Annotated in this window: 10 protein-coding genes; 5 read left to right on the top strand and 5 right to left on the bottom strand. The window is 72.7% G+C overall.

Annotation, left to right across the window (positions count from 1 at the left end):
- Positions 1 to 419: 419 nt before the first annotated feature.
- From RFN52_RS33060 to RFN52_RS33045, 4 genes are all read right to left on the bottom strand, one after another.
- On the bottom strand, positions 420 to 1,145 hold the full coding sequence (locus RFN52_RS33060) for a class I SAM-dependent methyltransferase (RefSeq protein ID WP_184851816.1): 726 nt from the start codon (positions 1,143 to 1,145) through the stop codon (positions 420 to 422).
- A 123-nt stretch (positions 1,146 to 1,268) separates the two neighbouring features.
- Positions 1,269 to 3,686 carry an ATP-binding SpoIIE family protein phosphatase gene (locus RFN52_RS33055; RefSeq protein WP_184851814.1) on the bottom strand — a complete coding sequence of 806 codons (2,418 nt, stop codon included), beginning with the start codon at positions 3,684 to 3,686 and terminating at the stop codon, positions 1,269 to 1,271.
- Positions 3,687 to 3,849: 163 nt separating this feature from the next.
- Positions 3,850 to 6,231, bottom strand: coding sequence for an MFS transporter (locus RFN52_RS33050; RefSeq protein ID WP_184851811.1), 2,382 nt, complete (start codon positions 6,229 to 6,231; stop codon positions 3,850 to 3,852).
- A 156-nt stretch (positions 6,232 to 6,387) separates the two neighbouring features.
- Positions 6,388 to 6,831 carry an SRPBCC family protein gene (locus tag RFN52_RS33045; RefSeq protein ID WP_161363059.1) on the bottom strand — a complete coding sequence of 148 codons (444 nt, stop codon included), beginning with the start codon at positions 6,829 to 6,831 and terminating at the stop codon, positions 6,388 to 6,390.
- Positions 6,832 to 7,000: 169 nt separating this feature from the next.
- Here RFN52_RS33045 and RFN52_RS33040 point away from each other — a divergent pair, with 169 nt between their 5' ends.
- From RFN52_RS33040 to RFN52_RS33025, 4 genes are all read left to right on the top strand, one after another.
- Positions 7,001 to 8,041 carry an Rv2578c family radical SAM protein gene (locus RFN52_RS33040; RefSeq protein ID WP_184851809.1) on the top strand — a complete coding sequence of 347 codons (1,041 nt, stop codon included), beginning with the start codon at positions 7,001 to 7,003 and terminating at the stop codon, positions 8,039 to 8,041.
- A gap of 161 nt (positions 8,042 to 8,202) precedes the next feature.
- A complete protein-coding gene (locus RFN52_RS33035) occupies positions 8,203 to 9,786 on the top strand; it encodes an alpha/beta hydrolase (protein ID WP_184851807.1) in 1,584 nt (527 codons plus the stop codon).
- A 53-nt stretch (positions 9,787 to 9,839) separates the two neighbouring features.
- Positions 9,840 to 10,238: a RidA family protein gene (locus RFN52_RS33030; RefSeq protein WP_184851805.1), complete on the top strand. Its 399-nt coding sequence runs from the start codon at positions 9,840 to 9,842 to the stop codon at positions 10,236 to 10,238.
- Positions 10,235 to 10,762 (top strand): GNAT family N-acetyltransferase, encoded by a 528-nt coding sequence (locus RFN52_RS33025; protein ID WP_184851803.1) that lies wholly within the window; start codon positions 10,235 to 10,237, stop codon positions 10,760 to 10,762. Before RFN52_RS33030 ends, RFN52_RS33025 begins: the two co-directional genes overlap by 4 nt.
- Before the next feature lie 2 nt (positions 10,763 to 10,764).
- On the opposite strand, the gene RFN52_RS33020 is transcribed toward RFN52_RS33025, so the two are convergent.
- A complete protein-coding gene (locus RFN52_RS33020) occupies positions 10,765 to 11,340 on the bottom strand; it encodes an adenylosuccinate lyase (protein ID WP_184851801.1) in 576 nt (191 codons plus the stop codon).
- Positions 11,341 to 11,735: 395 nt separating this feature from the next.
- Here RFN52_RS33020 and RFN52_RS33015 point away from each other — a divergent pair, with 395 nt between their 5' ends.
- Positions 11,736 to 13,541 (top strand): 3-hydroxyacyl-CoA dehydrogenase family protein, encoded by a 1,806-nt coding sequence (locus RFN52_RS33015; RefSeq protein ID WP_184851799.1) that lies wholly within the window; start codon positions 11,736 to 11,738, stop codon positions 13,539 to 13,541.
- Positions 13,542 to 13,568: the final 27 nt, after the last annotated feature.

Here is a 13,568-nt window from a genome sequence, read left to right as displayed (position 1 = left end):
TCAGCGCCGGAGCCGGACGAAGCCGAACGACACGAGCGCCTCGGCCCGGCGCCCGGTGACGACGCACTCGGCGAGCCGGGGACCGGGGACCGGGCCCCGGGTGACCCCGAGCATGCCGTGGAGGTGGCGACGAAGGCGTTGGCGTGTCCCGGGACGCGGTCGATCACCGGAAGCCCGTCGGGCGGGAACGGCCGGCCTCCCACCCGGGGACCCCGGATCAGGCCGACCAGGTCGTCCGGACCGTCGAGCCGGCGGCCCGGGCAGTGCTTGCTCCCCACCTGACCGCCGCGCCTCTCATGGACCGGCCGACCGGCTCGGCGGCTGGGCGGCGGCGCGGAGCGCTGACCGCTGTGCCCTCTGACCGCCGACCCCCGACCACCGACCACCGACCGCTGCCAGCTGCCCGCCGGCCGCCGGCCTCAGGCCCTGCGCCCCGCCACCAGCCACGTGGAGGGCAGCTCGATGCGGGTGCCGTCGGGCCGGTACTCCGTGGTCTTCAGGGGCAGTCGGCCGCTCGCCAGGACGGTGAGGCCGGCCGAGCGCAGGTACTCGGGCACGGCCTCGTCCGAGACCTCGCCGGGCGCGAGACCATGCCGGAACACGGGCGCGAGCTTGGGCGGCGGACCGTCCGGGCCGCTCGCCAGGCCCCCCAGCACTTGCTTGGCGGCGCCCGAGAGCTCCACCAGGCAGGCGCGGCCACGGTCGCCGACCAGCGTGGCGATGCCGTCGACCAGGGGCTGCCGGTCGTCCGGCTCGCACTGGTGCAGGACGCCCCGCATATAGACGTTGGTGTCGCCGAGCTCCGCGTGCAGGGCCTGGGCCTCGTCCTTCCCGGCGGCGTCCAGCTGCCGGTAGGCGGCCTGTCCCGCCGGGTCGGAGCGCCGGGCGTGGTCGAGGGCCGCGGCGGACAGGTCGACACCCAGGACCCTCGGGAAGCGGTCGGCGAGGTAGCGGGTCTGGGTGCCGTTGCCGCAGCCGAGGTCCACCAGCGGCAGTGCGGGATCGGTCAGGTACGGCTCGAAGAGGGCCAGATGCGGGCCGACGGTCAGGACGGGTTCCGCGTCCCAGAACACCGCCCCGGGTTCGGCGGACGCCTCACGCCAGAAACCCTCCCAGGCCTCCCGGTACCGACTCGTCACGCTCATGGCCCACTCCCCAGGGGTGCGTACGAATCCCGCCGTGCGACGGGCGAGTACGGTGTATCGCGCCCCGGCCCCGGCCACAAGCACGCGGCAGGTACCTTCGAGCCCCGTTCGGCGCTGCGGTGTTCAGCGGCGCGGCAGCGTCAGCTCGAACCACACCGTCTTGCCGGTCTTGGTCCGGCTGGTGCCCCACTCGCGGGACAGGGTGCTGACGACGCGCAGACCGCGCCCGGCCTCGTCGAGAGGGCCCGCGCTGAGCAGCGTCGGCAACTCGTGGTCGTCGTCGTCCACCTCGCACAGCAGGGTGTCGCCGCGGACCAGGCGCAGTTCGACGGGCCGGGCGTGGGAGTGCCGTACGGCGTTGGTGACGAGTTCGCCGGCCATCAGCTCGGCGGGCGCGGCGAGCTTGGCCAGGCCCCAGTCGTGCAGCTGCTCGCGGACCGCCGCGCGGGCCCGGCTCACTTCGGCCGGGTCGAGGGCGAGGCGCCATTCGGCCACGTCGTCCGGCTCGATGCCGCCCAGGCGGGCCATCAGCAGCGCCACGTCGTCCTTGCGGCCACCCCGTGTGTTGAGGGCGCGGATGATGGTGTCGCAGGCGTCGTCCATGGACGCGGCGGGGTGCGCGGCCGACTCGCAGAGGGTCGCGAGGCCGACCCCGATGTCCTCGCCGCGGACCTCGACCAGCCCGTCGGTGCACATCACGAGCCGGTCGCCGGGTTCCACGCGCACGCGTACCGCCTCGAAGGGCACTCCCCCGACGCCGATGGGTGCGCCCGTGGGCAGGTCCAGCAGTTCGCTGCGGCCGTCCTCGGCCCGGACCAGGACGGGCGGGATGTGCCCGGCGTTGGCGAGGTGCAGCTCGCTCGCGATCGGGTCGTAGACGGCGTAGAGGCAGGTCGCCAGGTAGGTGTCGCCGAGGCGCTGGGCGAGGTCGTCGAGGTTGCGCAGCAGCTGGGCGGGCGGCAGGTCGAGCCCGGCCATGGTCTGCACGGCGGTGCGCAACTGGCCCATCATGGCGGCCGAGTTCAGTCCGTGGCCCATGACGTCGCCGACGACGAGCGCGGTGCGCCCGCCGTGGAGTTTCACGGCGTCGAACCAGTCGCCGCCGACCCTCCCGAGCTGCGTGCCCGGCAGATAGCGGGTGGCGATGTCGCAGCCCGTCATGCGGGGCGGGATGTGCGGCAGCATGCTGTCCTGGAGCGTCTCGGCGACGTTCTCCTGGAAGGTGTACATGCGCGCGTTGTCGAGCACGAGGCCCGCGCGGGCGGCGAGTTCGGCGCCGGTGACGCGGTCCATGTCGTTGAAGACGGGCCGCTCCGGGTGGCGCAGCAGGATCATGAACCCGAGGACGACGTTGCGCGCCTTGAGGGGCACGACCAGCATGGAGCGGCCGGTGATGAGGGGCCGGATGTCGCGCTTCTCGAACTGCGCGGCGATGGCGTGCCCCATCTCCTCGCTGATGCGCGGCACGAGGACGGGCTCGCCGCTGGTCATGCACTGGAAGAACGGCGTGTGCGCCGGGAACGGCATGGCCTCGCCGACGGGGACGACGTCGTCCCAGCGGCCCGGTTCGTCGGTGTGCTCGACGGCGACCCGGTGCCACATCGTGGTCGTGTCGGGCACGCCGTCCGCGAACTCCTCGCCGGCGACGACCTGTTCACGCAGGTACGTCCCGGCGACGTCGGTGAAGCGGGGCACGACCGCCCTGCTGACCTCGACGATCGTGCGGGACAGGTCGAGTGAGGTGCCGATGCGGCCGCTGACCTCGTTGAGGAATTCCAGGCGCTCGCGGACGGCGGCGTATTCGAGGTCCTCGCCCTCGTCCCGCAGCTCCTCCGGCACGGGTTCACCGGCGGCCAGGGCCCGCGCGGCCCGTTCGCGGCGCGCCTTGCGCTCGGCGCGCCGGGCCACGCCCCAGTCGGGGGTGACGGGGACCCGGTCGTTCTGGCTGAACTCCAGGATCGGGTAGCCGAGTTCGAGGATCTGTCCGACGATCCGGGCGCTCTCGCCGACGCTCATGCTGGGCATGATCTCGGGGAGGCGGCGGGCGAGGTCCGCCGCCCCGGGTAAGTCGGTGTGCAGCGCGAAGCCGGGCGCGATCCGCTCGAACGTCCCGTCACCCGCCCGCAGCCCGTCCGCGTCGGCGGCCAGCACGAGCAGCCGCTCGGGCCCGGGGCCCACCAGCGGATAGGCCCACCACAGGACGTCGACGCGGCCGTCCCCGGGCGCGGTGAGCCGGGCGCGGCCCGCCGCCGGGTAGGAGAGCCCTCCGTCGAGGGAGGATTCGAGGTCGGGGCCGAGACCGTCGCAGGCGGCGTACGAGGTGTCCTGCTCTTCGGGCAGGGCGCCGGAGACGGGGAGCAGGTCGAGGGCGGTGCGGCCGATCGCCTCTTCCTTGGGGGTGCCGAACAGGCGTCGTGCGCCGCGGCTCCAGTGGGACACGAGGCCGTCGCGGTCGACCACGACGACGGCCAGAGGGACGCGGCCGGGCTCGGCGGGTTCGGTCGCCGTGCCCTGCTCAGCCCTGTCGGTGCCACGGTCCATGGCCCAGGCCCTCTCTCCCACGGACGCAAGATCTGTGCCGGCGTCACCACCGTACGGCGCCCGCCGGTGGCGATGTGAGGCAATGCGGGAATTGCCCGCGCGAGGAGCGCACCGGCGTACGGCCCCGTACGCCGGTGCGGTCCGGTCCCCGGCCGGTGCCCGTTCAGTCCTCGTGGCTCAGCTGGAGATCCCGCTCGGTGCGGCCTCCTCCGGCGACCTGGAGCACGGTGGCGACGGGCGGGTAGCCGGCGGCGATGACGGTGTACTCGCCGGAGGACAGGTCGACGAAGCGGAACGTGCCGTTGGCGCCGGTGGTGAGGGTGTCGACGACGTTGCCCGCCACGTCGAGCAGCGTCACGCGGGCGTCCTCGACGGGCCGGCCGCCGCCCGCCCGGACCGTGCCGCGCAGCACGGCGCCGCCGGCCAGTTCGATGTCCCGGCGGGTCTCGCGGGCGGCCTGGACGGTGACAGGGAGGGCGGCCGGGCGGAAGGCGGGCGCACTGGCGGCGAGGGTGTACTCGCCGGCGACCAGCTCGGTGATGACGTAACCGCCCTCCCGGCCGCTGCGGGTGGTGGCCACGACCTCGCCGTGCACGTTGGTGAGCGTGACGGTGGCGTCCCGTACGGGCGTGCCGTCGGCGGTGACGACGGTGCCGATCAGGTTTCCGGCGCCGCCGAGGACGATGTCGAGTTCGACGGGGCGTTCGCCGACGGTCACGGAGACCGCCTGCGGCTGGTGGCCGCCGGCCGTGGCGATCAGCACGTAGGAGCCCGGGCCGGGGGTGGCCAGCGCGTAGCGCCCGTCCTCGCCGCTGGCGCCCCGCCCGGTCTGCTGCCCGGTGGCGTCGATGAGCGTGAGCGCAGCGCGGGGCACGACGGTCCCGTCGTGGTGCTGCACCGAGCCGCACACGGGCCCGCCGACGGCGTACGCCCGGGCCCGCGGGATCGTCCCCGGCGCCGTGCCCGGGTCGGTGACGGAGGCGTTGTGGGACACCAGTGGTTTCTCCTTGAGGAAGAGGGCGATGACCAGTCCGAGGACGAGCACCGGCACCAGGTAGAGGAAGATCCGCGGCATGGCGTCGGCGTACGCCCGGATGTAGCCGTCGCGCAGGGCCGGGGGCAGTGCGTGCACGAGCTGCGGGGTGAGGGACTCGGGGTCCGGCAGCCCGGTGCCCGCGCGGGCGGGCAGGCGCTCGGCGAGGGCGTGGGTGAGCCGGTCGGCGAACAGCGTTCCGAAGACGGCGGCTCCGACGCTGCCGCCGATCTGCCGGAAGTAGTTGTTGGCGCTGGTGGCGGTGCCCAGGTCGGCCGGGCGCACAGAGTTCTGCACGGCGAGGATCAGCACCGGCATCACCATGCCGATGCCTGCGCCGAGGACGGCCGTCCAGATGCTGTAGTGCAGCCGGGGTGTGCCCGCCTCCAGGCGCGACAGCAGCCACATGCCGGCGACGGAGAGGGCGCCGCCGAGGATCGGGTAGGCCTTGTAGCGGCCGGTGTGGCTGATGAGCCGGCCGACGATGACCGAGGCGCCGACGATGCCGGCCATCATCGGCAGCATGAGCAGGCCCGACTCGGTGGCGGTGGCCCCGTCGACCATCTGCAGGTACGTCGGCAGGTAGCCGGCGGCGCCGAACAGTGCGACACCGACCACCAGGCCGACCAGGCCGGTGACGTTGAAGACGGAGTCTCTGAACAGCCGCAGCGGGATGAGGGGTTCGACGGCGAAGTGCTCGGTGACGAGGAAGAGGACGGTCGCCGCCGCCGCTCCGGCCGCGAGGCCGAGGATCGTGCGCGAGTCCCAGGCGTACTCGGTGCCGCCCCAGCTGGTCAGCAGGACCAGGCAGGTGGAGGCGGCGGTCAGCAGCAGCGCGCCGAGGACGTCCAGCCGGGCCCTGGCGGCCGGCTTGGGGAGCTTCAGCGCGACGGCGACGACGGCGAGGGTGACCAGGCCGAAGGGGACGTTGACGTAGAAGCACCAGCGCCAGGAGAGGTGGTCGGTGAAGTAGCCGCCGAGCAGCGGCCCGGCCACGGAGGCGAGGCCGAAGGCGGCGCCGGTCAGGCCCAGATAGCGGCCGCGCTGCCGGGACGGCACGAGGTCCGCGATGATCGTCTGGACGCCGATCATGAGACCGCCCGCGCCGACGCCCTGCAGGGCGCGGAAGGCGATCAGCTGGTCCATGGTCTGCGCCCGGCCCGCGAGCGCGGAGCCGACGACGAAGACGACGATCGCGAACTGGAAGACGCCCTTGCGGCCGAGGAGATCGCCGAGTTTGCCGTAGATCGGCAAGCCGACGGTGGCGGTGAGCAGGTAGGCCGTGATCGCCCAGGACATCCGGTCCAGGCCGTGCAGTTCACCGACGATCTCCGGGAGGGCGGTGGCGACGATCATCTGCTCCAGGGCGGCCAGGAGAAGGGCCGTCAGGAGAGCGAAGAAGACCAGCCGCACCCGGCGCGGGCTCGGTCCGGTGTCCGGACCCGGCGGGGGTGCGGGGGTGTCGGGAGGCGCTACCGCCGGTTCGTCCTGCGCCAGAGTGATCCCGCCCACTCACCGCTCCCCTCGTCGCGCTGCCGCACAATTCCCGCGTAAAGGCGACAACTACGAGCAAGCGCGACGAGTTACGGCACGGCAGCGAGCGGCGCGGAGATCACCCGAACCGGTGAGGGGCGGCAACACCCCTGAGATGTCCGCGTCTTGGGCGGGTTACTTCTCCACCTCGGCGGCGAGCTTGGTGAGCATCGCGTCGTAGATGCGGCCGAGACCCTTGGGAGCGAAGGTCTTCTCGAAGAAGCCGCCGATGCCGCCGGCGCCGGTCCAGGTGGTGGTCACCACGACCCGGGACGTGCCCTCGCCGGCCGGGGTGACCCGCCAGGTGGTGACCATGGAGGAGTTGCGGTCCTTCTCGACCAGCTCACCGTCGGTGGGCTCGCTGACCTCCAGGAGGCAGTCGCGCACGCGCTTGCTGGTGGCCTGGAGCTTCCAGTGGACGAGGGTGCCCTCGCCGTCGCCGCCCTCCCGGACCTCGTACTCGCTGAACTGTTCGGGCAGCAGCTTCGCGCGCGTGCCGCTGTAGTCGGCGAGGGCGTCGAACACCGTCTCCGCGTCCGCCGCGACGATCCGCTCCGTAGTGGCTTCGACCTGCGCCATCGCTTTCCTCCAGGACCTGGTTGCTCGGGGGTCGGGGCAAGCCAACCACCCCGCTGCCCGGCCCCCCAAATCGGGGTGGCCGAACCGGTCGAACGCGTTCGGAAAACACCCTCGCACGATCAAGGGAACATGTGTTCTATTCTGTGGTCAGTGCTACCGAGGAGGCGTCATGCGCTGGGAGAACCTCACATCGGACTCCGAACACAGCCGGGCCGATGCCGCGCTGTTCGGCGCGGACGCGGTCACGACCCGCACGTTCGACACTCCGGAGTTCCGCGGGATCACCTTCCACGAGATCCGGGCCCGCTCGATCATCAACCGGGTGCCGGCGGTCTCACGGATGTCGTTCCAGTGGACGGTCAACCCCTATCGGGGCTGCTCGCACGCGTGCGTGTACTGCTTCGCGCGCAAGACGCACAGCTACCTGGACCTCGACACGGGCCTCGGCTTCGACAGCCAGATCGTGGTGAAGACCAATGCGCCGGAGCTGCTGCGCCGGCAGCTCGGCTCGCGCCGCTGGCAGGGCGAGCACATCGCGATGGGCACGAACGTCGACTGCTACCAGCGCGCCGAGGGCCGCTACCGGCTGATGCCGGGCATCATCGCGGCGCTGCGCGACCACGCGAACCCCTTCTCGATCCTCACCAAGGGCACGCTCATCCTGCGCGACCTGGAGCTGATCGAGCAGGCGGCGCGCGTGACCGACGTCGGCATCTCCGTGTCGGTCGGCTTCACGGACCAGGAGCTGTGGCGCACCGTCGAGCCGGGCACGCCCGCGCCCGAGCGGCGCCTCGAGGTGGTGCGCACCCTGGCCGGGCACGGCATCGGCTGCGGGGTGCTGATGGCGCCGGTGATCCCGTTCCTGAGCGACACGCCCGCCCAACTCCGCGCCACGGTGCGGGCGATCGCGGCCTCCGGTGCCACGTCCGTGACACCGCTGGTGCTGCATCTGCGGCCCGGCGCCCGCGAGTGGTTCATGACCTGGCTGGGGCAGCACCACCCGTACCTGGTGGCCCGCTACGAGCGGTTGTACGCGGAGGGCTCCTACGCCCCGAAGTGGTACCAGCGGCGGATCACCCGTCAGGTGCACGAACTGGCCGAGGAGTACGGCATCGGGCCCACCCGCGCGGAGATGCCGCGGCGGATCCGGCCCGCCGAGCCGGCCGACGAGCCGCCGGCCACGGGGCCGACCCAGCTCACGCTGCTCTGAGACGGTTCGAACCTGCCCCGTTACGAGCATTCGAGCGCATCCGAAGATCCAATCGGGTCATGAGTATTACCGAATGAGTTCTTCCGGGACCACCTTCCGGGACGATGCCGCGAGGACGGCGACCCTCGCGGTCCTTCATCCCGCCGTCCTGGGAGGACTCCATGAGAAAACGCGCAGCCGCGCTCTGCGGCGCCGCCGTCGTCATGGCCGGAACCTTCACGGCCGTTCCCGCCGAGGCGAGCGCACCCGGCACCGCGAACACCGTCCAGACCGCGGAGCTCACCTGGAAGAGCTGCGCCACCGACACATACCCGACGCTCCAGTGCGCGTCCCTGAAGGTGCCCCTCGACCACCGCAGGCCGCACGGGGAGAAGATCACCCTCGCCCTGTCGCGCGTCCCGCACACCGCGCGGGCCTACCAGGGCCCGCTGCTGGTCAACCCCGGCGGCCCCGGCGGCAGCGGGCTGACGCTCGCCGGATTCGTCGCGTCGTCGCTGCCCGCGAAGGTCGCGGCCCAGTACGACGTCATCGGCTTCGACCCGCGCGGGGTGGGGTCGAGCCAGCCCGCCCTGGACTGCGGGCCGGGCCACTTCGACCCCGTCCGCCCGGACTCCCTGCCCACGACGCCCGCGATCGAGAAGGCCAACCTCGACCGCGCCAGGGCCTTCGCCGCCGCGTGCGGCAAGAAGTACGGGCACCTCCTGCCGTACATCGACACCCCCAGCGCCGTGCGCGACATGGACGCGATCCGGCAGGCCCTGGGCGCAAAGAAGATCAACTACTTCGGCTACTCGTACGGCACCTACCTGGGCGCGGTCTACGCCAGGTTCTTCCCGGAGCGGGTCCGGCGCCTGGTCCTGGACTCCGTGGTCGACCCGACCGGCGTCTGGTACGAGGCCAACCTCAACCAGGACGTGGCCTTCAACGACCGTCACCGCGCCTTCCTGGCGTGGGTGGCCGAGAACGACGCGACGTACGGGCTGGGCACCGATCCGGAGCGGATCGAGGCCACGTGGTACGCGATGCGCGCGGCCCTGGCGAGGAAGCCGGCGGGCGGCACGGTGGGCGCCTCCGAGCTGGAGGACACCTTCATCCCGGGCGGCTACTACAACGGCTACTGGCCGAGCCTGGCGGAGGCGTTCGCGGCTCATGTGAACGACAAGGACTCCGAGCCGCTGGTCGAGGCGTACGAGAGCTTCGGCGCGGTCGACGCCTCCGGTGACAACGGCTACAGCGTCTACACCTCGGTGCAGTGCCGTGACGCGGCCTGGCCGCGCGACTGGGAGCAGTGGCGCAAGGACAACTGGGCGGTGTACGACAAGGCGCCGTTCATGACCTGGAGCAACGCCTGGTACAACGCGCCGTGCGCGTTCTGGCCGACGGACTCGCTGCGCCCGGTGAACGTGGCCAACGGCAAGCTGCCGCCGGCCCTGCTGTTCCAGGCGACCGGTGACGCGGCCACCCCCTACGAGGGAGCTGTCACCGCGCACCGTCTGCTGGCCCGTTCCAGCCTGGTGGTCGAGGAGGGCGGCGGCAACCACGGCATCACGCTGAGCGGCAACGCCTGCCTGGACGAGCACCTGGCGGCGTATCTCACGGACGGCACCGTGCCGCGCGGCTTCGGCGAGGCGGACGCGGTGTGCGAGGCGCTGCCCGACCCCGAGCCCACGGCGGCGACCGCCAAGGCGGTCAAGGCCTCCCCGAACGGCTCGGCGCTGCACGGCCTGCTCGGCTTCCGTCACTGAGCGGCTGACGACCCGTCGGGGGCACTGTCAGTGCCATGGTCCACCATGGGCCCATGAGTGAGCTGACGAGGATCCCCGCCCCCGACGGCGTCGCCGCCGCGCCCCAGTACAGCCATGTCATCCTGGGCACCGGCCGTTTCGTGGCGATCGCCGGCCAGCTCCCGCTCGACGAGCAGGGGCGGCTGGTCGGCGCGGGCGACGCAACAGCGCAGGCGGGCCAGGTCTTCGAGAACCTCCGACGCTGCCTGGCGGCGGCCGGCGCGACCTTCGACGACGTCGTCAAACTCACCTACTTCGTCACGGACATGGCCCATATGCCGGCCCTGCGCGCGGCCCGCGCCGGGCATATACCCGACGACCGGCTTCCGGCCGCGTCGGCGGTGCAGGTCGCGGCGCTGGTCCGGCCGGAGTTCCTCATGGAGGTCGAGGCGTTCGCGGTGGTCGCGCCATGAGCGGGCTGCGGATACGCGAGATGACGCTCGCCGACTGCGACCGCGTCGCGGAGATCCGCGTCGGCGGCTGGCGCAGCGCCTACCGGGGACTGATCCCGCAGTCGTACCTGGACGGGCTCAGCGTCGAGGAGGACGCCGAGCTCCGTCGCACCCGCCTCACGCAGGGCGACGGCAGTGTGGTGAACCTGGTCGCCGAGGACGACGGCGGCGAGCTCGTCGGCTGGGCCTGTCACGGCCCGTACCGGAAGGGCGAAGTCCTCACCCCGGACGCCGAGTTGTACGCCATATACGTCCATCCCCGGCATGTGGGACAGGGTGCGGGGCGGGCGCTGCTCGCCCGGTCCGTCGCGGGCTGCTCGGCCGCGGGCCACGGCCGTGTCCTCCTGTGGGTACTCAAGGGGAACGACCGGGCCCGCCGCTTCTACGAGCGGGCCGGCTTCCGGGCGGACGGCGCCGAGGAGCCCTTCGAGGTGGACGGGGTCGCCGTCCCGGAGGTTCGGTACGCCAGGACGCTCCCCCGCTGACGTCACCGCTGCTTCGGGATCCGCCCCAGCGCCCGCACCGCAGCCTCGGCCAGCGCAGGATGGGCGAGGGACTCGTTCAGGACGGGCCGGGCCCGGGTGTCGCCCAGCGCGCCGAGCCCGTCCACACAGGCGAGGGCCACGCGGCGGTACGGGTCGTGCGGTCGCAGGCGCCGCCGGAGCGTGGTGATCAGCGCGGGCACCGCCTCCGGGGCGCGCAGCTCGACCAGGAGCCGCACCGGCTGCAGGGCGTAGGCCACGCGCAGCTCGTTGGTGGCGAGGGCGGCGGCCGCCCGGGCGGTGCGCGGGTCGCCGAGCCGGGCCAGAGCGTGGGCGGCGGAGGCGCAGCGCGGGGGGTCGCGGTGGTTGAGCAGCAGCACCAGCGCCTCGAAGGCCCGCCGGTCCCGCGCCACCCCCAGCCGGAACGCGGCCAGTTCCCTCGCCCACAGGTGCTGCCCGGGTTCGGTCAGCACCGCCGCCAGGGCGTCGAGGTCGTCGGTCGCCACGAGCCGCTCGAACGCGGGCGGCGCCCCGGACTCCTGCCGTAAGCGCTCCGTGAGTGATCGCAACTCTTCGCTCATGCCTCAGAGATTAGGGGCGGCGTGGTCCGCGCGGGACGTACATCACAAAGACGAGGGCTGGCGTGCTCGTTACCCGCCAGTTAAGCTCAGACGAGCGAGTTACCCACTCGCATCCCTCGCGGCGGTCTGGTGACGCGGCTGTCGCGAGAGCAGTCGGTTCGGTGCCTCAGGTACCGCAGTACGGCTCGGCCCCGGGACAGGGCCGGTCGGATCCGCCGTCTCAACCCCGGGCGTGTGCACGCCCGCTGAGCGGCACCGGGCGTGTGCGCTTCGCAGCCCGGCCAACACCCGCACTTCATCACGCACCCGGTGCGCCCGTAGTCCGGCCCTGCCGGGCCGCCTCCGGCGCACCCGGAGCGCGTTCCCCGTCGTCACCCTCATCCTGGAGTCCCGCGATGGCCACTCCCCTTTCCGACCCGTCCCAGTCCCCGCTGCAGACCGTCGCCGTCGTCGGCCTCGGCACGATGGGCACCGGCATCGCCGAGGTCCTCGCCAAGGCCGGCCGCACGGTCATCGGCATCGACATCAGCGAGGCCCAGGCCGCCAAGTGCGTCGCCGCCCTGGAGGCCTCCACGGCCCGTGGCGTCGAGCGCGGCCGGCTGACCGAGCAGGAGCGCGCCGAGATCCTCGGCCGGGTCCGTACCTCCGCCGATCTGCGCACCGCGGCCGACGCCGACCTGGTCGTCGAGGTGGCCCCGGAGTCGTACGAGGTCAAGCAGCAGATCTTCCGGGAGCTGGACGGGATCGTGCGTCCGGAGACCATTCTGGCGACCGGTACCAACGCCCTGTCCGTGACCCGGCTGGCCGCCGAGTCGTCCCGCCCCGAGCGGGTGCTGGGCCTGCACTTCTTCAACCCCGCCCCGGCCATGAAGCTGGTCGAGGTCGTCTCCTCGGTGCTCACCGCGCCGGCGGCCGTCACGGCGGTCACCGATCTCGCGCTCGACCTCGGCAAGGAGCCCGTCGCGGTCGGCGACCGCCCCGGTTTCGTGGCGGACGGCCTGCTGTTCGGCTACCTCAACCAGGCCGCCGCGATGTACGAGGCCAAGTACGCCTCCCGCGAGGACATCGACGCCGCGATGCGGCTGGGCTGCGGACTGCCCATGGGCCCGCTGGCGCTGCTGGACCTGATCGGCGTCGACACCGCCCGCACGGTCCTGGAGGCCATGTACACCGCCTCCCGCGACCGGCTGCACGCCCCCGCCCCGATCCTCAAGCAGCTCAGTGAGGCCGGCCTGACGGGCCGCAAGGCGGGGCGCGGCTTCTACACGTACGAGGCGCCGGGCAGCCCGGCCGTCGTGCGCGACACGCTGACCCCGCCGGAGGGCGGCGACCTGGCCCCCGGCCGGGAGATCCGCTCGGTCGGTGTCGCGGGCTCGGGCACCATGGCCTCCGGGATCGCCGAGGTCTTCGCCAAGGCCGGGTACGAGGTGGTCCTGGCCGCCCGCAGCGCGGAGAAGGCGCAGACCGCCAAGGCCCGGATCGGCAAGTCCCTGGCCCGCTCGGTCGACAAGGGCCGGATGACCGCGGAGAGTGCCGCCGAGACCCTGGACCGCATCACCGCCACGGGCACCTACGACGACTTCGCCGGTGTCGACCTGGCCGTGGAGGCCGTCGCCGAGGACCTGGAGGTCAAGCGGCAGCTGTTCGCGGCCCTGGACAAGGTCTGCAAGCCGGGCGCGATCCTGGCCACGACGACCTCGTCGCTGCCGGTCGTCGCCTGCGCCCGGGCCACCTCGCGCCCGCAGGACGTGATCGGCATGCACTTCTTCAACCCGGCGCCGGCGATGAAGCTGGTCGAGGTGGTCCGTACGGTGCTGACGGCCGACGACGTCCACGCGACGGTCCGCGAGGTGTGCGGGCGGATCAGGAAGCACCCGGTCGACTGCGGCGACCGCGCCGGCTTCATCGTGAACGCGCTGCTGTTCCCGTACCTCAACAACGCGATCAAGATGGTGCAGGAGCACTACGCGACGCTCGACGACATCGACGCCGCGATGAAGCTGGGCGGCGGCTACCCGATGGGCCCGTTCGAGCTGCTGGACGTCGTCGGACTCGATGTCTCGCTCGCCATCGAGAAGGTTCTGCACCGCGAGTTCCGCGACCCGGGGCTCGCTCCGGCGCCGCTGCTGGAGCACCTGGTGGCCGCGGGCTGCCTCGGCCGCAAGACCGGCCGTGGCTTCCGCGAATATGCCAAGCGCTGAGCGTCCCGGCGACTGGTTCCGGTCCGG

Origin of the sequence: Streptomyces collinus, from assembly GCF_031348265.1 — a bacterium.
Taxonomy (GTDB): Bacteria; Actinomycetota; Actinomycetes; order Streptomycetales; family Streptomycetaceae; genus Streptomyces; species Streptomyces collinus.
This window is presented reverse-complemented; position numbering and strand designations above follow the sequence as displayed.

Coding starts and splice junctions, on each gene's coding strand:
- RFN52_RS33060 (WP_184851816.1), bottom strand. CDS start 1,145: ATGAGCGTGACGAGTCGGTACCGGGAGGCCTGGGAGGGTTTCTGGCGT.
- RFN52_RS33055 (WP_184851814.1), bottom strand. CDS start 3,686: ATGGACCGTGGCACCGACAGGGCTGAGCAGGGCACGGCGACCGAACCC.
- RFN52_RS33045 (WP_161363059.1), bottom strand. CDS start 6,831: ATGGCGCAGGTCGAAGCCACTACGGAGCGGATCGTCGCGGCGGACGCG.
- RFN52_RS33040 (WP_184851809.1), top strand. CDS start 7,001: ATGCGCTGGGAGAACCTCACATCGGACTCCGAACACAGCCGGGCCGAT.
- RFN52_RS33035 (WP_184851807.1), top strand. CDS start 8,203: ATGAGAAAACGCGCAGCCGCGCTCTGCGGCGCCGCCGTCGTCATGGCC.
- RFN52_RS33030 (WP_184851805.1), top strand. CDS start 9,840: ATGAGTGAGCTGACGAGGATCCCCGCCCCCGACGGCGTCGCCGCCGCG.
- RFN52_RS33025 (WP_184851803.1), top strand. CDS start 10,235: ATGAGCGGGCTGCGGATACGCGAGATGACGCTCGCCGACTGCGACCGC.
- RFN52_RS33020 (WP_184851801.1), bottom strand. CDS start 11,340: ATGAGCGAAGAGTTGCGATCACTCACGGAGCGCTTACGGCAGGAGTCC.
- RFN52_RS33015 (WP_184851799.1), top strand. CDS start 11,736: ATGGCCACTCCCCTTTCCGACCCGTCCCAGTCCCCGCTGCAGACCGTC.